A 25,647-nucleotide genomic window follows, 5' to 3' on the forward strand; every position below is an offset into this window, starting at 1 on the left:
ACAATAAAAAGGTCCGATGGATGTCGGACCTTTCAGACTAATGACAAAGTATGCTTTGTTCATACCGGATACGGCGTAAACGCCTTACCAGGCTTATAAAATCGTTTAAAATCATTATATTGCAAAATTATTGTAGGCCTGATAAGCGTAGCGCATCAGGCAGTTTTGCGTTTGTCTTCAATCTCAAAGAGTCCGATGGACATCGGACCTTTTATTTAACGCTTACCTTCCGCCAACAGTGGTGGAATACTCGGCACCATTGGCGCGTCATCAATATCTTTCTGCGTCATACGGAACGCTTGCGGGTAATGTTCACGGCTGGTGCGACGTAGCGGTTCGGTATCGCGCCATGTATAAAGGCAATGCTGGCACTGGTAGACCGTCCAGACATCTTTCACCGGCGATTTCGCCATCACTTCAATCAGTTCATCTGCACAACGTGGACAAATCATCTTTTTCTCCTTATTGACGTGCGGCCAGCATAGCGGTCAGTTTTTCAGCCCAGTCTTTGGTTTCCGGTAAATCCACCACCGGCTGGCTGTAGTGACCACGGTTGTCTGGCGCAACAGGCGTGGTGGCGTCGATAATCAGTTTGTCGGTGATCCCCGCCGGGCTTGAGCCTGGGTCGAGTTCCAGCACGGACATATTCGGCAACTGCACTAAGTCACCTGCCGGGTTCACTTTCGAGGAGAGCGCCCACATCACCTGCGGCAGGTTAAACGGGTCAACGTCTTCATCGACCATAATCACCATCTTCACGTAGCCCAGACCGTGCGGCGTGGTCATTGCGCGCAGACCCACCGCGCGGGCAAAGCCGCCGTAGCGTTTTTTGGTGGAGATAATTGCCAGCAGGCCGTGGGTGTACATGGCGTTCACCGCCTGAACTTCCGGGGATTCCGCTTTCAGTTGCTGGTACAGCGGCACGCAGGTGGCTGGACCCATCAGGTAGTCGATTTCGGTCCACGGCATACCGAGATAGAGCGATTCGAAAATCGGTTTGGTGCGATAAGAGACTTTATCGATGCGCACCACGGTCATGTTACGCCCGCCAGAGTAGTGACCGGTAAACTCGCCGAATGGCCCCTCGATTTCGCGTTTACGGCTTTCGATAACCCCTTCAAGGATCACTTCCGAGCCCCACGGCACATCAAAGCCAGTCAACGGCGCGCTGGCGATCGGGTACGGGCTTTCGCGCAGTGCGCCCGCCATTTCGTATTCGGACTGATCGTATTTCAGCGGCGTGGCGCCCATCAGGGTGATGATCGGATCGTTACCGAGGGTGATCGCAATCGGTAGATCTTCACCGCGCTCTTCCGCTTTATGCAGATGCAGGGCAATATCATGCATCGGCACCGGTTGCAGACCGAGCTTACGCTTACCCTTTACTTCCATGCGGTAGATGCCGACGTTCTGCTTGCCGAAGTTATCCGGGTCAAGCGGATCGCGGGAAACCACACACGCCTTGTCGAGATAGAAGCCGCCATCACCATCGTTTAAACGAAACAGCGGCAGAATATCGAACAGGTTGATCTCGTCGCCATCAACAGAGTTCTGCGCCCAGGCAGGGTTTGCCCGGCGCTCCGGGGCTATCGGGAAGTTATCCCAGCGGCGGATAAATTCATCAATCTGTTTTTTAACCGGGGTATTTGGCGGCAGGCCGAGGGAAATCGCGTGGTTCTGCCAGGAACCGATGGTGTTCATCGCCACGCGCGCATCGATAAAGCCGCGAATATTATCAAACCACAGCGCCGGTGCGCCGTCGCCGATACGCCCGGTGGCATTGGCTGCCGCCGCAAGATCTGGCTCCGCGTTCACCTCTTCGCTGATTTTCAACAACTGTCCGTGGTCATCAAGCGCCTGTAAAAAGCTGCGTAAATCATCAAATGCCATTATTCATTCTCCTGAGAAAAATTCCGGGTCTGCGGCAATCCTTGCCAGCGCCTGGCATGAGGATGTTCGAGGCCAAATTGATCCAGCACGCGAGCGACTATGTGTTGCGTGATGTCGTCAACGCTTTGCGGATGGTTATAGAAAGCAGGCATAGGTGGCACCATCGCTACCCCCATGCGTGAAAGTGCGAGCATATTTTCAAGATGGATGGTGCTGAGCGGCATTTCACGCGGCACCAGCACCAGTTTACGGCCTTCTTTGAGCACGACGTCCGCCGCACGCCCCACCAGCCCATCGGCGTAACCGGCGCGAATGCCGGCGAGTGTTTTCATACTGCACGGAATCACGATCATGCCGTCGGTACGAAAGGAACCGGATGAGATAGTCGCCGCCTGATCCGCCGGGTTATGGCTGAAGTCTGCGAGGGCAGCAACATCGCGAGCGCTGTAAGACGTTTCCAGTTCAATGGTGGTTTTTGCCCACTTCGACATCACCAGATGCGTTTCAGCATCAGGCATCTCTCGCAGCGCCTGCAGTAATGCCACACCAAGAGGCGCACCAGTGGCCCCTGTCATCCCGACGATCAATTTCATTCTTTATTCCCTTAACTGTTCGTATACGAACGTTATTATTAACATACTCCTCCATTTCCACAGCGGCAAGGATTGAGAAGTAACAACATCTTCTTCGTCACTGGAAAACCGCTATGATAGCGGCAGAGAATTAGCCCGGAGTTTACATGGCGTTACGAAATAAAGCGTTCCATCAGCTACGACAGCTTTTCCAGCAGCACACAGCTCGCTGGCAGCATGAGTTACCTGATCTGACCAAACCTCAGTATGCAGTGATGCGTGCTATCGCTGAACATCCCGGTATCGAGCAGGTTGCGTTGATTGAAGCGGCAGCCAGCACTAAAGCAACGCTGGCGGAAATGCTGGCAAGAATGGAAAACCGGGGTCTGGTCAAACGAGAACATGACACTGTCGATAAACGAAGACGCTTTGTCTGGCTGACTGCGGAAGGTGAAAAGGTACTTGCCGCGGCGATCCCCATTGGTGATGGCGTGGATGAGGAGTTTTTGGGGCGATTGAGTAAAGAAGAGCAAGAGTTGTTTATGCAGTTGGTGCGAAAGATGATGAACGCATAGGGTTCTGATTACCGGATGCGACGCTGTCGCGTCTTATCCGACCGACAAACGCACCAATTTCCATACAAAAGAAAAGGCCAGCCTCACTTGAGACTGGCCTTTCTGACAGATGCTTACTTATTCGCGGAACAGCGCTTCGATATTCAGCCCCTGAGTCTGCAAAATTTCACGCAGACGACGCAGGCCTTCAACCTGAATCTGGCGAACACGTTCACGGGTGAGGCCAATTTCACGACCTACATCTTCCAGTGTTGCCGCTTCATACCCCAGCAAACCGAATCGACGTGCCAGCACTTCACGCTGCTTGGCGTTCAGTTCGAACAACCATTTGACGATGCTTTGTTTCATATCGTCATCTTGCGTGGTGTCTTCCGGGCCGTTTTCTTTTTCATCGGCCAGGATGTCCAGCAACGCTTTTTCGGAATCACCGCCCAACGGGGTGTCTACCGAGGTAATGCGTTCGTTAAGACGAAGCATACGGCTGACGTCATCAACCGGTTTATCCAGTTGTTCTGCGATCTCTTCCGCGCTCGGTTCGTGGTCCAGTTTATGCGACAACTCACGTGCGGTTCGCAGGTAAACGTTCAGCTCCTTTACGATGTGAATCGGCAAACGAATTGTTCGGGTTTGGTTCATAATCGCCCGTTCGATCGTCTGACGAATCCACCACGTTGCGTATGTTGAGAAGCGGAAACCACGTTCCGGGTCAAACTTCTCAACCGCGCGGATAAGCCCCAGATTGCCCTCTTCGATAAGATCCAGCAAAGCCAGACCACGATTGCCATAACGGCGGGCAATTTTTACCACCAGACGCAAGTTACTCTCGATCATCCGGCGGCGGGAGGCAACATCCCCACGCAGTGCGCGACGCGCAAAATAAACTTCTTCTTCGGCCGTTAACAGTGGCGAATAACCAATCTCACCAAGGTAAGTTCGGGTTTGGTTCATAATCGCCCGTTCGATCGTCTGACGAATCCACCACGTTGCGTATGTTGAGAAGCGGAAACCACGTTCCGGGTCAAACTTCTCAACCGCGCGGATAAGCCCCAGATTGCCCTCTTCGATAAGATCCAGCAAAGCCAGACCACGATTGCCATAACGGCGGGCAATTTTTACCACCAGACGCAAGTTACTCTCGATCATCCGGCGGCGGGAGGCAACATCCCCACGCAGTGCGCGACGCGCAAAATAAACTTCTTCTTCGGCCGTTAACAGTGGCGAATAACCAATCTCACCAAGGTAAAGCTGAGTCGCGTCCAACACACGCTGTGTGGCACCCTGCGATAACAGTTCCTCTTCGGCCAAATCGTTATCACTGGGTTCCTCTTCAACTAAGGCCTTTTCGTCAAAAACCTCAACTCCGTTCTCATCAAATTCCGCATCTTCATTTAAATCATGAACTTTCAGCGTATTCTGACTCATAAGGTGGCTCCTACCCGTGATCCCTTGACGGAACATTCAAGCACAAGCCTGGTTCCGCCGAATTATCGCTGCGGCAAATAACGCAGCGGGTTTACGGATTTCCCCTTGTAACGAATTTCAAAATGCAAGCGTGTTGAACTGGTTCCGGTGCTACCCATAGTCGCTATTTTTTGCCCCGCCTTCACTTCTTGTTGTTCCCGGACCAGCATTGTGTCGTTATGGGCGTAGGCACTCAGGTAATCATCATTATGCTTGATGATAATCAGATTACCGTAGCCGCGCAGTGCATTACCGGCATAAACAACGCGGCCATCAGCGGTCGCGATGATTGCCTGTCCTTTGCTACCGGCAATGTCGATCCCTTTGTTGCCACCCTCAGAAGCGCCAAAAGTTTCGATCACTTTGCCCTCAGTCGGCCAGCGCCAGGTGGAAATTGGCGTGCTGGTTGATGTACTGCTGACAGTCGGCTCGGTTGTGCTTGCTGTTGGTACCGTTACAGGCGCTGTGACAGCCGTCGCAGTTGGCTTGTTGTTCGGCAACATCTTGTTAGCACTCTGTTCACCCGAAGATTCAGAATACGTAATTGTCGGTTGCGACGCAACAGCAACTGTGGAATTTTGTGCAGGCTTGATCACAACTCCTTGCTCTGCCGCGTCGGCCTGGGTAATGGCATTTCCACCCGTGATTGGCGTACCGGAAGCGTTCCCCACCTGTAGAGTCTGACCTACATTCAGTGCGTATGGCGCCTGAATATTGTTGCGCTGGGCGAGATCGCGGAAATCGTTGCCGGTAATCCAGGCGATGTAGAACAGCGTATCGCCTTTTTTCACCGTGTAGGTACTACCGCTATAGCTGCCTTTTGGAATGTTTCCATATTGGCGGTTGTAAACAATACGCCCATTTTCCATTTTCACAGGCTGTTGGGCGACAGGCTGTACCGGCTGGATTTGCGGTTGTTGCGCTGACTGGATTTGCGGCTGCTGTGCCGGTTGAATCTGTGGCTGCTGTATTGGCTGAATTTGCGGCTGTTGCGCTGTAGACGTCGTCCCCATTTTCGGCGGCGGCGTAATCAACATACCGGAATTGGTACCTGGCGCATTGCCATTAACGGAACTGACCGGCGCCGGTGGATTCGATGTGTCAGAACAGCCAGCCAGCCATAGCGAAACCAGTGACAAAGCCGCAATACGGCGAACGGTGAATTTTGGGCTTCCCGCGCTCATTTATCCCCCAGGAAAAAATTGATGAATAACCAGTGAAATAATTACCGTGCAAGGCACCATACTGAACACTGGAAAAGGTGTTCACGATACGCTGACCTGCTGCAACATAACCAGGAAAATTCCAGGTATTATCTCAGCATTAAGCCAGCTCCCCTTTCACTAAGGGAACAAAACGCACGGCCTCCACGGTATCGATAATAAATTCGCCTCCCCGACGACGCACCCGTTTTAAATACTGGTGCTCTTCCCCTACGGGTAAGACGAGAATGCCGCCCTCATCCAGTTGCGTCATTAACGCTGTTGGGATTTCCGGCGGCGCCGCCGTTACAATGATAGCGTCAAACGGCGCACGTGCTTGCCAACCTTGCCATCCATCGCCGTGACGAGTTGAAACATTATGTAAATCAAGATTCTTCAGGCGTCGACGGGCCTGCCATTGCAATCCTTTAATCCGCTCGACCGAGCATACATGCTGGACAAGATGCGCCAGAATTGCGGTTTGATATCCTGAACCCGTGCCGATTTCCAGCACCCGTGACTGCGGCGTCAGTTCGAGCAATTCGGTCATTCGCGCCACCATATAAGGTTGCGAGATTGTCTGCCCCTGACCTATCGGCAAGGCGATATTGTCCCAGGCTTTTTGTTCAAACGCTTCATCAATGAATTTTTCACGCGGCACAGCGGCAAGTGCATTCAGCACCTGCTCATCTTTAATGCCCTGCGCACGTAATTGATCCAGAAGTGCTTGTACGCGTCTGCTTACCATTGCGTGCCAACTCCCACGCTCTCTAACCAGTCTGAAACTACATCTTGCGCGCTGTGCGCGGTTAAATCCACATGCAGCGGCGTAATGGAAACATAGCCTTCATCAACCGCTGCAAAATCAGTCCCGGGACCGGCATCACATTTATCGCCGGGTGGACCGATCCAGTACAACGTATTGCCGCGCGGATCCTGCTGTGGGATCACTTGATCTGCCGGGTGACGGCGACCGCAGCGAGTAACGCGAATACCTTTAATCTGATCCAGCGGTAAATCCGGTACGTTGATATTGAGAATACGCCCGGTGCGTAGCGGCTCTTTACACAGCGCGCGCAAAATGGAACAGGTGACTGCCGCGGCAGTGTCATAATGCTTGTGTCCGTCAAGCGAGACCGCCAATGCCGGAAAACCTAAATGACGGCCTTCCATTGCAGCGGCAACGGTGCCGGAATAAATAACATCATCACCCAGATTCGGCCCAGCGTTAATGCCCGAAACCACAATGTCCGGGCGCGGACGCATCAGAGCATTCACGCCAAGATAGACGCAGTCCGTCGGGGTTCCCATTTGCACGGCGATATCGCCATTGTCAAAAGTAAATGTGCGCAGAGAGGATTCCAGCGTCAGAGAATTTGAAGCGCCGCTGCGGTTACGATCGGGGGCGACCACCTGAACATCAGCAAACTCACGCAAAGCTTTTGCCAGCGTTTGTATACCGGGTGCATGTACCCCGTCATCATTACTCAGCAATATGCGCATAATCACCTGTTGTGTTGATAAGTTCCCTGACAACGCTGGTCGCAAAACTTCCCGCCGGAAGCCAGAAACGGATTTCGACGGTGACGTCATCCCACCAGTTCCAGCTTAATTGTTGCGGATATAGCAACATCGCTCTGCGCGCGGCTTCAACTTTTTCACGCAACAATAACGACTGCAATTCGGTTTCTTCAGCAACAGCCGCTTGTTCGAATGCCAGCGCTTCGCGTTGAGTTCCCCACTCGCCGCTACCAGGCAATGCAGCGGTAATCATCAGCTCTTTTTCATTGACGCGACGCTGTAGTTCCGCCAGTTCTTCACTTGTTGCGACAAACCAACTACCGCGCCCGGCTAATTGTAGCGCATCGCCGTCAACAACTTGATTAACGTCCGCTTTTTTGAGGCGCTCAGCGACAATCTGATTAAACAAAGCGCTACGGGCAGCCGACAACCAAAAACTCCGTTTATTACAATCGCGCACCAGAGTATGAGTTTGCGCCCAACGTAACGCCCCCTGCAGGTTGCTACCGCCGATACCAAAACGTTGCGCGCCAAAATAATTAGGCACCCCTTTAACACAAATATCGATCAGGCGCTGTTCAACATCATCACGATTGCTTATGTCACGCAATACCAGGGTAAATGAATTGCCTTTCAGCGCCCCTAACCGCATCTTACGCTTGTGCCGCGCATACTCCAGCACCTGGCAACCTTCCAGTTGGAAAGCGCTCAAATCGGGCATCTCTTTACCCGGCACGCGGGCGCATAACCACTGTTCCGTAACTGCGTGTTTGTCTTTCTGCCCGGCAAAACTGACTTCACGAGCATGGATTTTCAGGAATTTCGCCAGTGCGTCCGCCACAAAACGGGTATTGCAGCCATTTTTGAGGATCCGCACCAGAATATGCTCACCTTCGCCATCAGGCTCAAAACCTAAATCTTCCACCACCACAAAATCTTCCGGGTTAGCTTTCAGCAGCCCGGTGCCTTGTGGTTTACCGTGAAGGTAAGTGAGATTATCAAACTCAATCATTTCGTTGCCTTAATGAGTAGCGCCACCGCTTCACAGGCAATCCCTTCCCCACGCCCGGTAAATCCGAGTTTTTCCGTAGTAGTGGCCTTCACGTTAACATCATCCATATGGCAGCCGAGATCTTCGGCAATGAACACGCGCATTTGTGGAATGTGCGGCAGCATCTTCGGCGCCTGAGCAATAATAGTCACATCGACGTTACCGAGGGTATACCCCTTCGCCTGAATGCGCCGCCAGGCTTCGCGTAGCAACTCGCGACTGTCTGCGCCTTTAAATGCCGGGTCGGTGTCCGGGAATAATTTACCAATATCCCCCAGCGCCGCCGCACCAAGTAATGCATCCGTTAACGCATGCAGCGCTACATCGCCATCAGAATGCGCCAGCAGTCCTTTTTCGTAAGGAATGCGTACGCCACCAATGATAATTGGGCCTTCACCGCCAAAGGCGTGTACATCAAAACCGTGTCCAATTCGCATTATGTATTCTCCTGATGGATGGTTCGGGTAAGGTAAAATTCGGCAAGCGCCAAATCTTCCGGGCGCGTGACTTTAATATTATCCGCTCGGCCTTCGACAAGCTGCGGATGAAAACCGCAGTATTCCAGCGCCGAGGCTTCATCGGTAATGGTAGCGCCTTCATTTAATGCACGCGTCAGGCAATCATGTAACAGCTCGCGAGGGAAAAATTGCGGCGTCAGCGCGTGCCATAAGCCGTTGCGATCAACGGTATGAGCAATGGCATTTTTGCCAGCTTCAGCGCGTTTCATAGTATCGCGCACCGGCGCGGCAAGAATGCCTCCCGTTCGGCTGGTTTCGCTCAACGCCAACAAGCGAGCGAGATCATCCTGATGCAAACAAGGACGCGCGGCATCATGAACCAATACCCACTGCGCGTCACCAGCGGCTTTCAGACCTGCCAGCACAGAATCGGCACGCTCTTCGCCGCCATCAACAACAGTGATTTGTGGATGATTCGCCAGCGGGAGTTGTGCAAAGCGGCTATCGCCAGGACTGATAGCAATGACGACATGCGTCACCCGGGGATGCGCCAGTAGCGCATGTACCGAGTGTTCGAGAATGGTTTGATTACCGATTGAGAGATATTGCTTAGGACATTCCGTTTGCATTCGGCGGCCAAATCCGGCCGCCGGAACCACGGCGCAAACATCCAAATAAGTGGTTGCCATGTTAATTCCCGGGCTAATTTATCGATTGTTTTGCCCCGCAGACTGTGCGCGTTTCGACGCATCAGGCACCAGACGATAAAAAGTTTCGCCCGGCCTGGTCATGCTGAGTTCATTACGCGCACGCTCTTCGAGCGCCTCCTGGCCGCCATTGAGATCGTCAATTTCGGCAAAAAGCTGATCGTTTCGCGCTTTAAGTTTCGCGTTTGTAGCTTGCTGTGCCGCCACATCATTATTGACGCAGGTATAGTCATGTATACCGTTCTTACCGAACCACAGCGAATACTGTAGCCAGACCAGAATAGCCAGCAACAGCAGCGTTAGTTTACCCATCCTGCCCCCTGAAAAACGGCATCATCATCCCATGCTTCCGAAGACGACTCTACATCCTCTGTTGGGGATACCGCGACAACGCGGGCAAATGTACCACATTTGTCGATTGTTACGTATACCCAGGGCGTGCAGAACATAATCTCATTATTGGTTACTGTTTGAATTATGAACAGAGTAGACGGGAAAGAACAAATTAACCCAGTAGCCACATAAACAGTGCGCCGAACATAATGCCGACGGTCGCCAGGGTGAAAACAATACTGTAGCGTAATTTTCCGTCCATCAATGAATGCAGGGCAATCCCCACTACAACCGCGACGGGCATCAACGCCAGAAAGAAAGGCCAGGTGTAGATAAAAAAGAACAGCGTGTTAGAGCCATAAATCAACATTGGGATCGCCAACGCGCACAGCCACGATAAAAAACCGACCACTGCGCCTGGCAGCGACCATGTCGTTTCTTCGCCCTCAGTCAGGCTATCGCTATTTGTTAGTGTAATGTTATGGCTGTTACGCATATCTGATCCTGTTGCTTTGACGAACCGGGCATAAAAACCCGGTGGTGTCTCAGGATCTGATAATATCGTTCTGTCTCAGTAGATCTAATAATTGCTGAACCAAATTTGTTACTAATTGTTCACCATTCAGATGAATTTCTGCCGATTCAGGCGCTTCGTAAACCGAATCAATGCCGGTAAAATTACGCAGTTCCCCTGCACGCGCTTTCTTATATAAGCCTTTTGGATCACGGCTTTCACAAATCACCAGTGGCGTATCGACAAACACTTCGATAAAGCGCCCTTCTCCTACACGCTCGCGAACCATCTGGCGTTCTGCGCGATGCGGCGAGATAAACGCGGTCAGCACCACCAGCCCTGCTTCAACCATTAAATTCGCCACTTCACCGACGCGGCGGATATTTTCTTTACGATCGGCATCGCTGAAACCGAGATCGCTGCATAATCCGTGACGAACGTTGTCGCCATCCAGCAAATACGTACTGACGCCCAGTTTATGCAACGCCTCCTCCAGCGCTCCGGCGACTGTCGATTTCCCGGAACCAGAAAGGCCGGTAAACCACAGCACAACACCACGATGACCGTGGCGTTGCTCACGTTGTTGCACCGTGACCGGATGACTATGCCAGACGACGTTTTCGTCATGCTGCGCCATCATTTATCTCCCAGCAAATCGCGCGCGCCCCAGTGTGGGAAGTGACGACGAACCAGGGCGTTCAATTCCAGTTCGAATGCACTGAATTCAGATGGCGCAGCAGTTGCCTGGCTAACTGGCTCATGCACCATACCGGCACCTACGGTAACATTGCTCAGGCGATCGATAAAAATCAACCCACCAGTAACCGGGTTTTGCTGATAACGATCTAACACCAGTGGCTCATCAAAAGTGAGCGCCACCAGACCAATCCCATTCAGCGGCAGGTTTTCAACTTCACGCTGGGTAAGATTATTAATATCAACCTGATAGCGAATACTATCAACACGGGCGCGCGTCTTCTTACCGGCAATTTTTATGTCGTAACTCTGACCTGGGGAAAGCGGTTGTTCCGCCATCCATACCACATCTACCGACGCGCTCTGCACCGCCGGTAACGCGTCATCAGCCGCCAGCAACAGATCGCCACGGCTGATGTCAATCTCATCTGTCAGCACCAGAGTGATCGCTTCTCCGGCAAATGCTTCTTCACGATCGCCATCAAACGTGACGATCCGCGCGATGTTCGACGCCACGCCAGAGGGCAATACTTTGACACGTTGCCCGATTTTCACGCTGCCGGAGGCCAGCGTTCCGGCATAGCCACGAAAATCAAGATTCGGGCGATTAACGTACTGAACCGGAAAACGCATCGGCTGAGCATCCACCACTCGTTGAATCTCTACGGTTTCCAGCACTTCCAGCAGCGTCGGACCGCTGTACCACAGCATGCTTTCACTTTGCGAAGCCACGTTATCGCCTTCCAGCGCAGAGAGCGGCACAAAGCGGATATCCAGATTACCCGGCAACTGTTCGGCGAAAGTCAGGTAATCTTCACGAATGCGGGTAAATGCCTCCTCGCTGTAGTCCACCAGATCCATTTTGTTGATCGCCACCACCAGATGTTTGATCCCCAGCAGCGTGGAGATAAAACTGTGCCGACGGGTTTGATCGAGCACGCCTTTGCGGGCGTCGATCAATAAGATCGCCAGATCACACGTCGATGCGCCGGTCGCCATATTGCGGGTGTACTGCTCATGCCCTGGGGTGTCGGCGATAATAAATTTGCGCTTTTCAGTAGAGAAATAGCGGTAGGCCACGTCGATAGTAATACCCTGTTCGCGCTCAGCTTGCAGGCCATCCACCAACAGCGCCAGATCCAGTTTTTCGCCCTGAGTACCATGACGCTTACTGTCGTTATGTAGCGATGAGAGCTGATCTTCGTAGATTTGGCGGGTATCGTGCAACAGGCGACCAATCAGGGTGCTTTTGCCATCATCAACGCTGCCACAAGTCAGAAAACGCAGCAGGCTTTTATGTTGTTGCGCAATCATCCAGGCTTCAACGCCGCCTTCATTGGCGATTTGTTGTGCAAGTGCGGTGTTCATCTTAAAAATACCCCTGACGTTTTTTCAACTCCATAGACCCCGCCTGGTCGCGGTCAATTACGCGCCCCTGACGTTCGCTGGTGGTGGACACCAACATCTCTTCGATGATCTCCGGCAGCGTTTGCGCATTTGACTCCACCGCGCCGGTCAGCGGCCAACAGCCCAGCGTGCGGAAGCGCACCATCCGTTTTTTAATCACCTCGCCAGGTTGCAGATCAATGCGATTGTCATCAATCATCATCAACATACCGTCGCGCTCCAGCACCGGGCGTTCAGCGGCGAGATACAGCGGAACAATATCGATATTTTCCAGCCAGATGTATTGCCAGATGTCTTGTTCGGTCCAGTTAGAAAGCGGGAAAACGCGGATGCTTTCGCCTTTGTTAATTTGTCCGTTGTAGTTGTGCCACAGCTCCGGGCGCTGGTTTTTCGGGTCCCAGCGATGAAAACGATCGCGGAAGGAATAGATACGTTCTTTGGCTCGCGACTTCTCTTCGTCGCGGCGCGCACCACCGAAGGCAGCATCAAAACCGTATTTATTCAACGCCTGTTTCAGACCTTCAGTTTTCATAATGTCAGTATGTTTGGCGCTGCCGTGCACAAACGGGTTAATCCCCATCGCCACGCCTTCTGGATTTTTATGCACCAGCAGTTCACAGCCGTAAGCCTTCGCCGTGCGATCGCGGAACTCATACATCTCGCGGAATTTCCAGCCGGTGTCGACATGCAGCAGCGGGAAAGGTAGCGTACCCGGATAAAACGCCTTACGCGCCAGATGCAGCATGACGCTGGAATCTTTGCCGATAGAGTAGAGCATCACCGGATTCGAGAATTCTGCCGCCACCTCGCGAATGATGTGGATGCTTTCCGCCTCCAGTTGCCGCAGGTGGGTAAGTCGTTTTTGATCCATAACCGTTCCTTTGCAATACCGCTATTTTCTTGCCGTCAGATGTTTCTGACTATAGGGAGCGCGACAGGACGAATGAAATTACCAATTAGAATGAGTAGTTCCTTAACGGAATAACGATTTGGCAAAGCTAATATCAAAAAGTGCTTAAGACGCCGGATCACGGGCGTTTAGGAAGATTTGAAATTGTTTTAGCACAACAGCAGTTTCATACTATGGCGGTAAAAAAATTTGCATGGTATTTAAGGACTCACTATGTTTTCCGCATTGCGCCACCGTATCGCTGTCCTGGCGCTCGGCGTTTGCTTTATTTTCCCCATACAAGCGTCGTCATCCAAACCTGGCGATTATGCCAATACTCAGGCGCGGCATATTGCCACTTTCTTTCCGGGACGAATGACCGGCACCCCCGCGGAAATGTTATCTGCCGACTATATCCGCCAACAGTTTCAGCAAATGGGCTATCGCAGCGATATTCGAACATTTAATAGCCGTTATATTTATACTTCTCGCGATAACCGTAAGAACTGGCATAACGTAACGGGAAGTACGGTGATTGCCGCCCATGAAGGTAAAGCGCCGCAGCAAATCATTATTATGGCGCACCTCGATACCTACGCCCCGCTGAGTGACGCTGATGCCGATGCTAATCTCGGTGGACTGACGTTACAGGGAATGGATGATAACGCCGCAGGTCTGGGAGTCATGCTGGAGTTGGCTGAACGCCTGAAAAATACGCCAACCGAATACGGTATTCGTTTTGTAGCAACCAGCGGCGAAGAGGAAGGAAAATTAGGCGCTGAGAATTTACTCAAGCGAATGAGTGAAGCCGAAAAGAAAAATACTCTACTGGTTATTAATCTCGATAACCTGATTGTAGGCGATAAGCTGTATTTCAATAGCGGCGTAAACACCCCGGAAGCAGTAAGGAAATTAACGCGCGACAGGGCGCTGGCAATTGCACGCAGCCATGGAATTGCCGCCGCCACAAATCCAGGTCTGAATAAAAATTATCCGAAAGGCACGGGATGTTGTAATGATGCAGAAGTTTTCGACAAAGCGGGTATTGCTGTACTTTCCGTTGAAGCGACAAACTGGAGTCTTGGAAATCAAAGACGGCTATCAACAACGCGCAAAAACAGCAGCGTTCCCGAAGGGAAATAGCTGGCATGATGTAAGGCTGGATAATCAACAACATATTGATAAGGCGCTTCCAGGAAGAATAGAACGTCGCTGCCGTGACGTTATGCGGATAATGCTGCCACTGGTGAAGGAACTGGCAAAGGCGTCTTGATGAGTTTGAAAATAGAAGCCAGATATTCCCCGTTGGGCGCGGGGAACACGTAACTCTTCTTCTGTGCCGTGATTTTTCTCCCGGTTTATCCCCGCTGACGCGGGGAACATGGCGCGTCCTCTTCATCCCCGCCGATCCCCAGCGGTTTATCCCCGCTGGCGCGGGGAACACAGGAGCAAACAGAAAACATTCCTGCCCTAACACGGTTTATCCCCGCTAGCGCGGGGAACACGCTTTCAAGCATGGTCTTTACCGCGCTTAATACGGTTTATCCCCGCTAGCGCGGGGAACACATCGACCACGCTGACCAAACCGAAGAAAGCGACGGTTTATCCCCGCTAGCGCGGGGAACACATCCGCGACCGCCGGACCGTGATAACCGCACTCGGTTTATCCCCGCTAGCGCGGGGAACACGCCGGACACCCACGCATCGCCGAACACCCGCGCGGTTTATCCCCGCTAGCGCGGGGAACACGGCACCGGGGCGGGCTGAAATGTCCCTACGATCGGTTTATCCCCGCTAGCGCGGGGAACACCGCCACTACCTGAAGACAGAAAATACGACAGCCGGTTTATCCCCGCTAGCGCGGGGAACACATCGTATTTGGGTTCGCGAAACCTACCGGGTACGGTTTATCCCCGCTAGCGCGGGGAACACACTAAGCATACATATCTGTTTTTAAATAAATTTATTCTACATCAACAATCAACCAACAAAATTCAAACATTTCCTTATTTTTAAAGAACGGGTAACTTATTGATTATCAACAGGAAGAAAAGAAACCAAACGTAACCCATCCAAATCCACCGGAATACGTCTGTTTTCGCCCCAAGTCTGAAATTCAAAACCCGACTCGGTATTGGTCGCCCAGGCCATTACCACATTTCCACAACCGGCCAGTTGAGTGATTTGCTGCCAGATCATCTCCCGAATACGTTTTGACGTATCTCCAACATATACACCTGCGCGAACTTCCAGTAGCCAGATTGCGAGCCGTCCACGTAAGCGCGGAGGGACATTTTCTGTAACAACCACGACCATACTCATCCACCGCGCCCCCGGTGACCGCTATCGCCTAATGTTTCAGGTTCAGGAATTGCAGGGGGTAACATATCCGGCGCGGGTTGTGGCGGTTCAATTTCACCTGCGGCAAGGACTTCCTCAATTAACGGAATTAATTTGCCCGTTAATTTACTACTACGGAAAATATCGCGACAGGCCAACCTGACTTCTTTATCTGGTTCTGCGGGTTGCCTCGCCGCTATTTCAAATGCCTTTGGTACAACCGAATCAAATTTAATGATATCGGCTATGTCATAAACAAATGAAAGCGGTTTGCCACTATGGATAAAACCAATAGCGGGCGCATACCCCGCAGCTAATACTGCCGCTTCAGAAATACCGTACAGGCATGATGTAGCAGCACTGATACAGCGATTCACAACATCGCCTTTTTCCCAGTCGTTGGGATCGTATTTGCGACCATTCCATTTCACACCATATTGCTTCGCCAGTAATGCATAGGTCTGGCGAACACGGGATCCCTCAATTCCCCGTAACTGCTCCACTGAACGGCGAGCTGGCGGTGGTTCACGAAAACGTAATTCATACATTTTGCGCACCACCTTCAACCGTAAATCTTCCGTTAGAGCCAGCCTGGCCTGGTAGAGTAATTTATCTGCCCGTGCCCCACCAGGTTGCCCGGAAGAGTAAACGCGAACGCCCGCTTCACCGACCCAGACCAGCAGTGTTCCCACCGTGGCGGCCAGATGCACCGCCGCATGGGAAACTCTTGTTCCCGGTTCGAGCATAATGCAGGCGACCGCTCCCACCGGAATGTACGTGCGGATCCCGGTTTTATCGATCAGCACGAAAGCGCCATCCAGTACGTCGATCTGACCGTACTGGAGGAAGATCATGGAGGTGCGATCTTTTAACGGAATCGGACTCAGCGGTACAAACGTCATGTCGCTGCTCCGGGTTTGATCAGCATCAGACCACAGCCGAACGCCCGGCTTTTGCCATACCCCAGGCTGAGACGTTGCAGAAATACCCCAGGATCGGTGACCGTTAGCATCCCTGTATAATCCACGCTACTGAACTGGATCAGTTGCCGGGAGTTTTCCCGCCGCAGTTGCTGTTGTCGGTAGGCATCAACCGAGGTATCCAGCAGTGTAAAACCACTTCTTTCCCCCTGCGCAGCCAGCCAGTCCAACGCCACCTGTTGTTGATGCAACCAGACATCACGCCCTTCCGCCAGCCCTCTCACCTGCCGTTTCGCCTCCATCAGCAGATCGTGGCGCTTGCCCGCTTTACAGATGGTTGGATTCGCCCGCAGGTTGAAACAAAGTTGTTGTCCGGTACGCAGCTTCGGCGAAAATGATCGGCATTCGATGGTGAACGTTTCACTTTCCGCCGGGCGTTCCTGCGAGAGGATAAAAAAGCGAAACGCGCCCTGGAGCTCTTCCCGACGATAAAGAAATTGCCTTTCTTTGCCGCCAGGGAAGAGTTCCCACAGCCACTGATGCATCACATATTCACCGCGATCCACAAGATGCAGCAACTGCGCAGGCGAAAGCTGTCCGGTATGTAAGGTTATTCTTGAGAGATACATGGTTCCCCCTTGCTGAGCCACGGCCCCTGATTGACGGTGCGTTCCCCAAACAGCCACTGCTGACGATTTAGAGGAACATCCCGGCGGCGTAATATTTTGCTCGCGACCAGGCCATCGTGCCCCCCTTCCCACCAGCATTCATCCTGAAGTTTCGGGAGTGAAACTTTCAGTTTATGGAAATGATCCTGATACTGTTGGTATGCGTTACGTAAGACATCAGACGCGTTGCCTTCGAGCAGTAACGGTGCAAGTGGTAATGCCAGCGGATGACTTTTTCGCCCCAGATAAAGCGGAAAAACCGGATGGCGTAAACCTTCCTGCAACTGTTCAAGGCTGTAAGGTGCATCGGGGGTTATTGCCACCGCCACCATCCACCAGGCGTCGGTGTAGTAGTCGCGTCGGGAGATAATCGCGCTCAGAAGATCAGGGTCGCTCAACTCCTCGCGACGGCTGAAATAACGCGCTTTACGCACCTCTTTTGGCATCTGGACCGTGTGATAATCCCGTGCCCAGCGCGGGTTACGGCTGGCGCAAACCACCAGTGAATAGTGGCGGTTAAACGCGTTTAATCGTTCGGTATCATCACGTCGAATTCCAACCCCGGCAGCCAGCAGCCCCAGCAATGCTGAGCGCGAAGGCAGTTCATGGGTATGACGTACTTCGCCGGGGGCATCAACGCCCCATGATGCCATCGGCCCGTGAAGCTGAAAAATCAGATATTGGCTCATAAGCCGCCCCTTACGCGCAGATAAAGTCCAGCACGTCCTTCATGCTTCCCTGTTTATTCATCACATCAAAACTTGCGCATTCGGTCTTCTGTTCGTAGACCGTATTCATGTTTTCGCGAAGCGTTGTAATACGCTGCACCGCCACCTCTAACTGACGGGTACCATTAATGGGTTCATAGAAAGCCGCCGCCAGAGAACGCGGTTGTTCGGTGCCTTTTTCTGCCATCGCCCAGGAGGCGTAGGCACGGCTGGCAAAGCTGTTTTGTTTACCGGTGGGGGAGACTTTAAGCGCGGCCTCCGTAAAGGCGCGCAGTGTCTGATTAGCTAATGCTTCGTCACCGCCGAGGTTTTCTATCAACCGATCTTTATCAATGCAGATATAGGTGTAGAACAGCGCAGAACCGAATCCGGTTTCTCCCAAATGCCCGGCACCGACATCTTCAGAGGCCTGGCGCAAATCATCAACGGCGGTGAAAAAATCATCTTCGACAATCGTTTCACTGACACCAAATGCATGTGCAACCTGGCAGGCGGCTTCAACATTAAATTCGGGTTTATTCGCCAGCATACGACCAAACATGGCGATATCTACCGCCATGCGGTCTTTACGTAACAAAGCGAGATCTCCCTCTTTTGGCGCGCGCTTTTCTTCTGCCAGTTGATGGGCCAGCGCTTTTACGGCGTCAAATTCTGCCTGGCTGATATGGACGAGCTGTTCAGTTTCGGCGTTAATGAGCGAATCTTTAGGTTTTTTGTCTTTTTTGGCTTTACCAAGATAATCGGCAATATCTGCCGCCCATTCGATGGCTTTTTTCTCTTCGATTCCTTTCTCAATCATGATAGTTGCTGCTTCGCGCGCGATACGTCCACTGCGAATACCAATATGGCCCGCCAGCGCCTGTTCAAAAAGTGCAGAAGTGCGCCACGCGCGCTTCAGGCTTTGCGAGGAAACGCGTAGACGCGTTGCCCCACCCAGTACTACTGTTTTCGGCGCACCGGTATCATCACGGTTAAGGTTGGCAGCAGGGTAAGCGGTTAGTAAATGAAGTTGAATAAATGTCGTCATGAGATAGTCCTTTATTGATTTTGTTCGTTATCGGCGTCGCCAGCCTGGTAATATTCCAGCGCCCAGCGGATACGGATAAATTCTGTTGGCCGCTGCTGGCGGCGGCGATGATTAAGCAGGTCATCACTCTCCTGGCACCAGCAGAAAATATCGTCTGCCAAAGAGATAAGATTGACGGAACCGTTTAATAATTTGACCGCACGGCGTAACTGACGCAGTAAATCATCCGGCGTTTTTACTGCCGACAGGCGGGTAAATCGCCCCTCTGACATGACCGCCGCCAGCTGCGCGGCAAAAGGCTGCCGTTCATCAATGGCTTTTACATTGGCGGCAACGGCGGCAACCAGCGCCAGTGCGGTAAAACGCCACTCCTGTGATTCAATTTTCCACAACGTGTGGGTCTGCATCAGCAGAGAACGAAACCCTTCTGACAGACAAACATCATTAACCGTTGTGCTACGCCGCAGACTGGCACGATTGCCGCGTTTTTCCTGCAACTCTTCGTGCCATTTACGCAGCGTGGCTTTGTGCTCCTCTTTTACAATGCTCATTCAGCAGCCTCCTGCTTTTTCTCCCTGGCGGCTTTAGCATTTTGCTTCTCCGCCGATGTTGTAAAATATTTCTTGCGCGCGGCCATGACGCGTTTTAAATCAACGGGCTCATAAGGATTGGTGAATACACGCTCGTCAAAATCCTGACGCGCGAATAACCAAATCTCCTTATTCCATTTGCTGAGTAATTCATCCGCATCCTGACCTTCTTCAATTTGGCGCACTAATCTCAGGAAGCGATGCTGAGTTTTGTTCCAGAAGTCGATATCCACAAAACTGAAATCACCCCGTGCACCTTTTGGATCGGAGAACCATGCTTCTTTCAATGCACTCCGTAACAGACTTAGAATTCGTGAAGCCGTTTGCGCAGCCAGCCGCAGTTTCGGTATCTGGCCTTCTTTTTTATTGAGCAGCAGCGGGAAATGGTGTTCGTACCAACAGCGCGCTTTCATGTTGTCGAAATCATAGCCAAATCCCCATAGGCCCACTTTTGCCTGTTTCAGACTGCTGGCATTAAAGAGTTTCACCACCAGAGCGGGAAGTTCCGTATTGTTTTCTGATTTACCCGTTTCGATAAGGCCTAACCAGTCTCGCCAGATTAAACCGCCCGGTTGTGGTTTAACTGAGTAAAACTCGCCGCCCTCTTTAAGTGGTACACGGTAAGGCGTTAAGGGATGCTGCCACATGGCATAATTCGCACCGTAATTTTTGGTCATCATCAGGCTCAGGAGCGCATCGCTCTGCTCACCGCAAATATCGCAGTTGCCGACTGTCGTGGTATTAAAATCAATACGTATACGCCGCGGCATTCCCCAGTACGCCTGGAGTTTATTGACCTGATCATGGGTTACCACCGCACCGGCCAGTTCGCTGGTACGCGTCGGGCCAAGCCAGGGGAAAATCAGATCGTCAAATTTTTTGGGTAGCGGTAAGTCGGCTTCATCCTGCGGCATCACATTGAGCCACAGTTTGCGCCACAAGGGGGATTGTTGATTGCCCTGATACTCCTGCAACTCAATCAGAGTGGTCATCGGCCCACCGCCGCGTAAACCGGTGCGATAGCCTTTGCCACCTGCTGGAGCATTCAACTGTAAAGAGAACAAGGCCAATGCTAAGCAATGGGGGCACAGATATTCCGTTACACCACGCTTGATAAAGTGGTCTTTATTAAACTTCGTCGTTTGAGAACCGGGAATTTCAGGCAGTAATGAAGCGACAGGAACTTTATCTCCCATGAGCGCCTCGAAATCCTGCATAAATGAAGGGGAATCCGGGCCAAACTGGAAAGCGTGTTCTAATGACAGCAATGCTTCCCGTAGCTTTGCAGCTTCCAGTCCGTCTTGCCAGATATCATCCCAACGACGATGATCTTTTGGCGCGAAGCTGGTTTGTAGTAGTCCCAGTAAAAACTGCCATACCGCCCCCTGGAGATCTGCCCGTGGCGCAGCGATATCGACAACATTTTCATCCGCCAGATCGACTGGTGCCAGTTTGCCTGTCGTTCCGTCTTTAAAACGAACAGGCAACCACGGGGTTGTCAGAAGTGAAAACGAGTTCATACGCATCCTCTCGTAAAAAAGACCATCCCAGGTCGGTTATCCATCCTTTTCGGTGTATCAACTATTCAGAGAGCCCTGTCGCAGGCATCTCACTCAACCTTGCCAATCAATCCTTCCGTAGCTGAATACCCGCAACTTTCGTCATCAGTGACTAAAATCACGTTTGCCATCTCCGGCTCTTGCCGCTGTTCAATGCACCACTGCCTGAACGCATCTCCTTCCAGTAAAGAAAACGCATTCCGATGTTTTTTCCACCAGCTTCGGCGCACTCTGACAACGCTCATTTCCCATGCGTGAGCACCAGTGGCATAAGGCTTCACCACACCGTCAATACAAGTAGCCAGCCACAGGGAAACAGACTCCTCAGCCAGACGTGTCGACAGTTTTTCCGGGAGATAATCATTGATATTGGCGGCATAGCCGGGCCTGAAGTTCAGCACAAACTTTTTAGCCATTGCGCGATCGCAGTAATATTTGCCCACCTGCTCCTGCTCAGAACGGGCAAACCCTTCCGGCATTACCACGTCCTCACCGTAGACGGATTCAATAAGAAGTCGGGCTGAGTGTGGCATCTGAATAGCGCCTTGCTCACGCAGTACACGCTGCGTGAGCCAGATTCGTCCATGATCGGGATAGACATATGCACTGTTACGCATGGCACTGCCAAACCACTCTTCATCAGGTGAATCATCCCAGACGGGTGCCAGAATCAGCAATTCAGGGGGTGAACGCTCATCTTTTCCGTCTCGCTTTAACTGACCATTAATATCGCGAATATGCCGCTGTAATCGCCCTGCTCGCTGAATCAGCAAATCAACAGGGGCAAGGTCGGAAATCATTTCGTCCAGATCGCAATCAACGCTCTGCTCTAATACCTGAGTACAAATGAGGACTTTTCCGGCACGCTGTGAACTGTCTTCTTTGCCAAAGCGTGCCAGCGTTTCCGTTTCAATTCGCTGGCGATCGCTAAAAGCAAAGCGGCTATGAAAAAGTGAAAGGCTGGAAGCAGGAATGGCGCCGCGGGCAAGTAACTGACGATAAACCTGAATAGCGTCATCAACAGAATTCCGAATCCAGGCAATGCATTTCCCCTGACTTACCGCCGATTCGATACGCGCAATACACTCTTGTTCACTATGAAGCCAACCCACGCTCACGCTACGCTCAACGTCTTTGCGCGTCGCTACCCGGTATGAATGCACATCCGATTTCGTGACATGCGTCAGCCAGGGGTAATCATCTTTTTCCAGCAACGGAGCTACTTGCTGGCCCTCTGTGCCACGCGCAAAGGCAGCAACGAGTTTGTCGCGCTGCTGCTGCGATAACGTGGCAGAAAGCAAAATAACACTGTTTCCGCCACGCGCCTGCCGCTCGATCAGCCCTTCAAGAATGCATGACATGTAAGCGTCACAGGCGTGGATCTCATCAGCCAGCAGGATTTTGTTACTCAGCCCCAGAAGCCGCAGATTATTATGTTTGAACGGCATCACTGCCATCATCGCCTGATCCAGCGTGCCAACACCAATTTCGGCCAGCAACGCCTTCTTGTTGCTATCGGCAAACCAGGCCGCACATCCCTGGCTGAACGCTTGTTCATCTGGTTCTTCTGACCCGATTAAATCACCGGGCCAGAGTGATTCATTAAAGCGGTCCATTAGCGAACGAGCACTGTGTGCCAGCACCAGGCTGGGGCGGGATTCTGGAGAATAGAAAGCAAGCCAGGTTTTGACCAGCCGATCGTACATGGCATTGGCCGTTGCCATTGTTGGCAGGCCAAAAAATAACCCCTGCGCTTTACCCGCAGCCATCAACCTGTGCGCCAGGATAAGCGCCGCTTCTGTTTTACCTGCGCCAGTCACATCTTCCAGAATAAATAACTGCGGTCCTGACTGGCTGATATCCAGGTCCAGCACCTTTTGCTGTAACTGTGTCGGGTGCTCAATAAAAGGAAACAGCGTATTAATTCCAGTAAAAGGCGCGGTTTCTGCTTTTGGCGGGAAGACGGTTAATGCGGTTTGAGCCTGAACTAAAGCCTTCTTCCAGTAATCTTCAATATCCATTGCCTGTGCGACGCGTGGAAAAAATCGCGTTGACGACCCCGTCCAGTCTGCGAGTACAACGGTTGCAGAGAGATACCAGGAAAGGTGTTTTATAAGTTCAACACCCTCGTCATCATCCCAGAATGCAGGGATCTCGATGAGCGGAAACAGTGACTTGATTGCAAGGAGAAAATCTCGTGCGGCAACTTTATCTTCAGGCAGAAAGTTGTCCAACTCATCAATACGGTCAGGCGGGCAACCATGATGCCCGGTAGTGATGGGCATCCACATATCTATTACCCGTTTAAGTTTGCGAGTAGAGAGTGAAGATGAAGGAAGCAATTCCTCGCATTCACTTAAATAATGATGCCACAACCCGTAGCCCAGCGTTGAATGAGAGATCTTTTCGTAATTTTTTCTGGCACCTTCAGGAACCTTGAGCTGTGGATGTAGGTAAAGCTGCTGAAATGAGCGGGCAAATTTTCCAGTATCATGCCAGCACAACAACCAGGCGAAAAATTGTGCTGCCTGCTCCGTGTCTGAAATACCTAATTGATAAAAATAGTCAGCCAGCCCGAAGTAATTGCTTCTAACCATTAAATAGCCCATCGCGGCTACATCCAGCGAATGCCAGCAAAGAAGGTGATAGTCGTCGCCACCATTTTTATCACCCTGACGGGTTTTCGCCCAGTAATTAAATAACGTCACAGCTATTCCTGTCGAAAAAACTTCAGAAAATTTTATGCAACTTTAAGATATATTCTGTGATGAGCGTCGCCATTAATGTTATCCACATAATAAATAACATGAAATATATAATTTAATACGTTTTATAAATACCATCAATATTATAAAAAGGGTGCGGGAGACCAAACCATCACAATTCAATACGCGGGGTTTTACCCCATAAGCGCTAACTTAAGGGTTGTGGTATTACGCCTGATATGATTTAACGTGCCGATGAATTACTCTCACGATAACTGGTCAGCAATTCTGGCCCATATTGGTAAGCCCGAAGAACTGGATACTTCGGCACGTAATGCCGGAGCTCTAACCCGCCGCCGCGAAATTCGTGATGCTGCAACTCTGCTACGTCTGGGGCTGGCTTACGGCCCCGGGGGGATGTCATTACGTGAAGTCACTGCATGGGCTCAGCTCCATGACGTTGCAACATTATCTGACGTGGCTCTCCTGAAGCGGCTGCGGAATGCCGCCGACTGGTTTGGTATACTTGCCGCACAAACACTTGCTGTACGCGCCGCAGTTACGGGTTGTACAAGCGGAAAGAGATTGCGTCTTGTCGATGGAACAGCAATCAGCGCGCCCGGGGGCGGCAGCGCTGAATGGCGACTACATATGGGATATGATCCTCATACCTGTCAGTTCACTGATTTTGAGCTAACCGACAGCAGAGACGCTGAACGGCTGGATCGATTTGCGCAAACGGCAGACGAGATACGCATTGCTGACCGGGGATTCGGTTCGCGTCCCGAATGTATCCGCTCACTTGCTTTTGGAGAAGCTGATTATATCGTCCGGGTTCACTGGCGAGGATTGCGCTGGTTAACTGCAGAAGGAATGCGCTTTGACATGATGGATTTTCTGCGCGGGCTGGATTGCGGTAAGAACGGTGAAACCACTGTAATGATAGGCAATTCAGGTAATAAAAAAGCCGGAGCTCCCTTTCCTGCACGTCTCATTGCCGTATCACTTCCTCCCGAAAAAGCATTAATCAGTAAAACCCGACTGCTCAGCGAGAATCGTCGAAAAGGACGAGTAGTTCAGGCGGAAACGCTGGAAGCAGCGGGTCATGTGCTATTGCTAACATCATTATCGGAAGATGAATATTCAGCAGAGCAAGTGGCTGATTGTTACCGTCTGCGATGGCAAATTGAACTGGCTTTTAAGCGACTCAAAAGTTTGCTGCACCTAGATGCTTTGCGTGCAAAGAAACTTGAACTCGCGAAAGCGTGGATATTTGCTAATCTACTCGCCGCATTTTTAATTGACGACATAATCCAGCCATCGCTGGATTTTCCCCCCAGAAGTGCCGGATCCGAAAAGAAGAACTAACTCGTTGTGGAGAATAACAAAAATGGTCATCTGGAGCTTACAGGTGGCCATTCGTGGGACAGTATCCCTGACAGCCTACAAAACGCAATTGAAGAACGCGAGGCATCGTCTTAACGAGGCACCGAGGCGTCGCGTTCTTCAGATGGTTCAACCCTTAAGTTAGCGCTTATGGGTTTTACCCCCGCGTAATGGCTACTTCTTCGATTCGTAAGCGAGAACTGCCTTAAACTCCATACCACGTTCTCTGATACTCAACTCACACAGCGAGTCGCCTACCATCAGCGTGAATCCCAGCACCGTGAAACACAGCACTATGATTACCACAAGGGCATATTTTGTCAGCATGTCTGTGTAAGTTCACAGAGATATTGCAATTGCCTCCGGATAAGTAAGGGGAGATTGCACTATGCAAATGCAGCATCTGATGGTTGGCTATCCTAAGTACTACCAAACGGCCGATTATGCA

At 51.6% G+C, this 25,647-nt stretch carries 26 protein-coding genes, 2 pseudogenes and 1 CRISPR repeat array; of the genes and pseudogenes, 3 read left to right on the forward strand and 25 right to left on the reverse strand.

The annotated features are described in order from the left end of the window. Positions 1-215: 215 nt before the first annotated feature. Genes EA14781_RS12870 through EA14781_RS12880 form a run of 3 tightly spaced genes read right to left on the reverse strand, consistent with a single transcriptional unit; the run spans position 216 to position 2,483 of the window. Complete coding sequence (locus EA14781_RS12870) at positions 216-452, reverse strand: non-oxidative hydroxyarylic acid decarboxylases subunit D (RefSeq protein WP_000562974.1); 237 nt, start codon at positions 450-452, stop codon at positions 216-218. A gap of 10 nt (positions 453-462) precedes the next feature. After that, positions 463-1,890, reverse strand: a complete 1,428-nt coding sequence (locus EA14781_RS12875) for a non-oxidative hydroxyarylic acid decarboxylases subunit C (RefSeq protein ID WP_000863182.1) — start codon at positions 1,888-1,890, stop codon at positions 463-465. Continuing rightward, positions 1,890-2,483, reverse strand: coding sequence for a non-oxidative hydroxyarylic acid decarboxylases subunit B (locus EA14781_RS12880; RefSeq protein WP_000767709.1), 594 nt, complete (start codon positions 2,481-2,483; stop codon positions 1,890-1,892). Before EA14781_RS12880 ends, EA14781_RS12875 begins: the two co-directional genes overlap by 1 nt. Positions 2,484-2,629: 146 nt before the next feature. Between EA14781_RS12880 and EA14781_RS12885 the strand changes: the two genes are divergently transcribed. After that, positions 2,630-3,037, forward strand: coding sequence for a MarR family winged helix-turn-helix transcriptional regulator (locus EA14781_RS12885; RefSeq protein ID WP_001208083.1), 408 nt, complete (start codon positions 2,630-2,632; stop codon positions 3,035-3,037). 117 nt (positions 3,038-3,154) lie between these two features. Here the strand turns inward: EA14781_RS12885 and rpoS are convergent, their stop codons facing one another. From rpoS to cysD, 13 genes and pseudogenes are all read right to left on the reverse strand, one after another. Then, a complete protein-coding gene (gene rpoS, locus EA14781_RS23315; protein WP_256204641.1) occupies positions 3,155-4,180 on the reverse strand; it encodes an RNA polymerase sigma factor RpoS in 1,026 nt (341 codons plus the stop codon). 27 nt (positions 4,181-4,207) lie between these two features. Then, a pseudogene (locus EA14781_RS25730) lies at positions 4,208-4,459 on the reverse strand (sigma-70 factor domain-containing protein); the annotation flags it as partial. Between the two features lie 62 nt (positions 4,460-4,521). Then, complete coding sequence (gene nlpD, locus EA14781_RS12900) at positions 4,522-5,631, reverse strand: murein hydrolase activator NlpD (protein ID WP_235180824.1); 1,110 nt, start codon at positions 5,629-5,631, stop codon at positions 4,522-4,524. Positions 5,632-5,821: 190 nt separating this feature from the next. After that, positions 5,822-6,448 carry a protein-L-isoaspartate O-methyltransferase gene (pcm, locus tag EA14781_RS12905; protein ID WP_000254699.1) on the reverse strand — a complete coding sequence of 209 codons (627 nt, stop codon included), beginning with the start codon at positions 6,446-6,448 and terminating at the stop codon, positions 5,822-5,824. Next, entirely contained in the window at positions 6,442-7,203 is a 762-nt protein-coding gene (surE, locus tag EA14781_RS12910; protein ID WP_002461455.1) for a 5'/3'-nucleotidase SurE, read from the reverse strand. The genes pcm and surE overlap by 7 nt, the downstream gene beginning before the upstream one ends. Further along, a complete protein-coding gene (gene truD / locus EA14781_RS12915; protein ID WP_000568950.1) occupies positions 7,184-8,233 on the reverse strand; it encodes a tRNA pseudouridine(13) synthase TruD in 1,050 nt (349 codons plus the stop codon). The genes surE and truD overlap by 20 nt, the downstream gene beginning before the upstream one ends. Next, positions 8,230-8,709 carry a 2-C-methyl-D-erythritol 2,4-cyclodiphosphate synthase gene (ispF, locus tag EA14781_RS12920; RefSeq protein ID WP_001219242.1) on the reverse strand — a complete coding sequence of 160 codons (480 nt, stop codon included), beginning with the start codon at positions 8,707-8,709 and terminating at the stop codon, positions 8,230-8,232. Before ispF ends, truD begins: the two co-directional genes overlap by 4 nt. After that, positions 8,709-9,419, reverse strand: coding sequence for a 2-C-methyl-D-erythritol 4-phosphate cytidylyltransferase (gene ispD / locus EA14781_RS12925; protein ID WP_000246641.1), 711 nt, complete (start codon positions 9,417-9,419; stop codon positions 8,709-8,711). Before ispD ends, ispF begins: the two co-directional genes overlap by 1 nt. An 18-nt stretch (positions 9,420-9,437) precedes the next feature. Beyond that, complete coding sequence (ftsB, locus tag EA14781_RS12930) at positions 9,438-9,749, reverse strand: cell division protein FtsB (protein WP_000517470.1); 312 nt, start codon at positions 9,747-9,749, stop codon at positions 9,438-9,440. A 193-nt stretch (positions 9,750-9,942) separates the two neighbouring features. Then, positions 9,943-10,266, reverse strand: coding sequence for a DUF3561 family protein (locus EA14781_RS12935; RefSeq protein WP_001246114.1), 324 nt, complete (start codon positions 10,264-10,266; stop codon positions 9,943-9,945). Between the two features lie 49 nt (positions 10,267-10,315). Beyond that, entirely contained in the window at positions 10,316-10,921 is a 606-nt protein-coding gene (gene cysC / locus EA14781_RS12940; RefSeq protein WP_024164730.1) for an adenylyl-sulfate kinase, read from the reverse strand. Further along, positions 10,921-12,348, reverse strand: coding sequence for a sulfate adenylyltransferase subunit CysN (gene cysN, locus EA14781_RS12945; RefSeq protein ID WP_001090334.1), 1,428 nt, complete (start codon positions 12,346-12,348; stop codon positions 10,921-10,923). The genes cysC and cysN overlap by 1 nt, the downstream gene beginning before the upstream one ends. 1 nt (position 12,349) lies before the next feature. Beyond that, positions 12,350-13,258: a sulfate adenylyltransferase subunit CysD gene (gene cysD / locus EA14781_RS12950; protein ID WP_000372392.1), complete on the reverse strand. Its 909-nt coding sequence runs from the start codon at positions 13,256-13,258 to the stop codon at positions 12,350-12,352. Between the two features lie 252 nt (positions 13,259-13,510). Here cysD and iap point away from each other — a divergent pair. Further along, positions 13,511-14,549: pseudogene (iap, locus tag EA14781_RS12955) on the forward strand (alkaline phosphatase isozyme conversion aminopeptidase). 81 nt (positions 14,550-14,630) lie between these two features. Further along, a CRISPR array of direct repeats spans positions 14,631-15,208; the repeat unit is 29 nt; unit sequence CGGTTTATCCCCGCTAGCGCGGGGAACAC. 96 nt (positions 15,209-15,304) lie between these two features. On the opposite strand, the gene cas2e reads toward iap, so the two are convergent. The 8 genes from cas2e to EA14781_RS12995 form a co-directional block, all read right to left on the reverse strand. Further along, complete coding sequence (gene cas2e, locus EA14781_RS12960) at positions 15,305-15,598, reverse strand: type I-E CRISPR-associated endoribonuclease Cas2e (protein ID WP_000063176.1); 294 nt, start codon at positions 15,596-15,598, stop codon at positions 15,305-15,307. Continuing rightward, complete coding sequence (gene cas1e / locus EA14781_RS12965; protein ID WP_000144872.1) at positions 15,595-16,518, reverse strand: type I-E CRISPR-associated endonuclease Cas1e; 924 nt, start codon at positions 16,516-16,518, stop codon at positions 15,595-15,597. The genes cas2e and cas1e overlap by 4 nt, the downstream gene beginning before the upstream one ends. Beyond that, positions 16,515-17,165, reverse strand: a complete 651-nt coding sequence (cas6e, locus tag EA14781_RS12970; protein WP_000281474.1) for a type I-E CRISPR-associated protein Cas6/Cse3/CasE — start codon at positions 17,163-17,165, stop codon at positions 16,515-16,517. The genes cas1e and cas6e overlap by 4 nt, the downstream gene beginning before the upstream one ends. Further along, positions 17,147-17,893, reverse strand: a complete 747-nt coding sequence (gene cas5e / locus EA14781_RS12975; protein WP_000085062.1) for a type I-E CRISPR-associated protein Cas5/CasD — start codon at positions 17,891-17,893, stop codon at positions 17,147-17,149. The genes cas6e and cas5e overlap by 19 nt, the downstream gene beginning before the upstream one ends. Before the next feature lie 10 nt (positions 17,894-17,903). After that, a complete protein-coding gene (gene cas7e / locus EA14781_RS12980; RefSeq protein ID WP_000206458.1) occupies positions 17,904-18,959 on the reverse strand; it encodes a type I-E CRISPR-associated protein Cas7/Cse4/CasC in 1,056 nt (351 codons plus the stop codon). A gap of 11 nt (positions 18,960-18,970) precedes the next feature. Continuing rightward, complete coding sequence (casB, locus tag EA14781_RS12985; protein ID WP_000029334.1) at positions 18,971-19,510, reverse strand: type I-E CRISPR-associated protein Cse2/CasB; 540 nt, start codon at positions 19,508-19,510, stop codon at positions 18,971-18,973. After that, entirely contained in the window at positions 19,507-21,069 is a 1,563-nt protein-coding gene (gene casA, locus EA14781_RS12990) for a type I-E CRISPR-associated protein Cse1/CasA (RefSeq protein WP_001084106.1), read from the reverse strand. The genes casB and casA overlap by 4 nt, the downstream gene beginning before the upstream one ends. A gap of 89 nt (positions 21,070-21,158) precedes the next feature. Further along, positions 21,159-23,816, reverse strand: a complete 2,658-nt coding sequence (locus EA14781_RS12995) for a CRISPR-associated helicase/endonuclease Cas3 (protein ID WP_000171941.1) — start codon at positions 23,814-23,816, stop codon at positions 21,159-21,161. A 252-nt stretch (positions 23,817-24,068) separates the two neighbouring features. Between EA14781_RS12995 and EA14781_RS13000 the strand changes: the two genes are divergently transcribed. Next, the gene (locus EA14781_RS13000; protein WP_002461450.1) at positions 24,069-25,181 is read left to right on the forward strand and encodes an IS4-like element IS421 family transposase; all 1,113 of its coding nucleotides are present in this window, start codon (positions 24,069-24,071) and stop codon (positions 25,179-25,181) included. Between the two features lie 192 nt (positions 25,182-25,373). Here the strand turns inward: EA14781_RS13000 and EA14781_RS13005 are convergent, their stop codons facing one another. Then, a complete protein-coding gene (locus EA14781_RS13005; RefSeq protein WP_000956471.1) occupies positions 25,374-25,526 on the reverse strand; it encodes a Hok/Gef family protein in 153 nt (50 codons plus the stop codon). Positions 25,527-25,647: the final 121 nt, after the last annotated feature.

Origin of the sequence: Escherichia albertii NBRC 107761 = DSM 17582 (assembly GCF_000759775.1) — a bacterium.
In the GTDB taxonomy this organism is placed as follows: Bacteria; Pseudomonadota; Gammaproteobacteria; order Enterobacterales; family Enterobacteriaceae; genus Escherichia; species Escherichia albertii.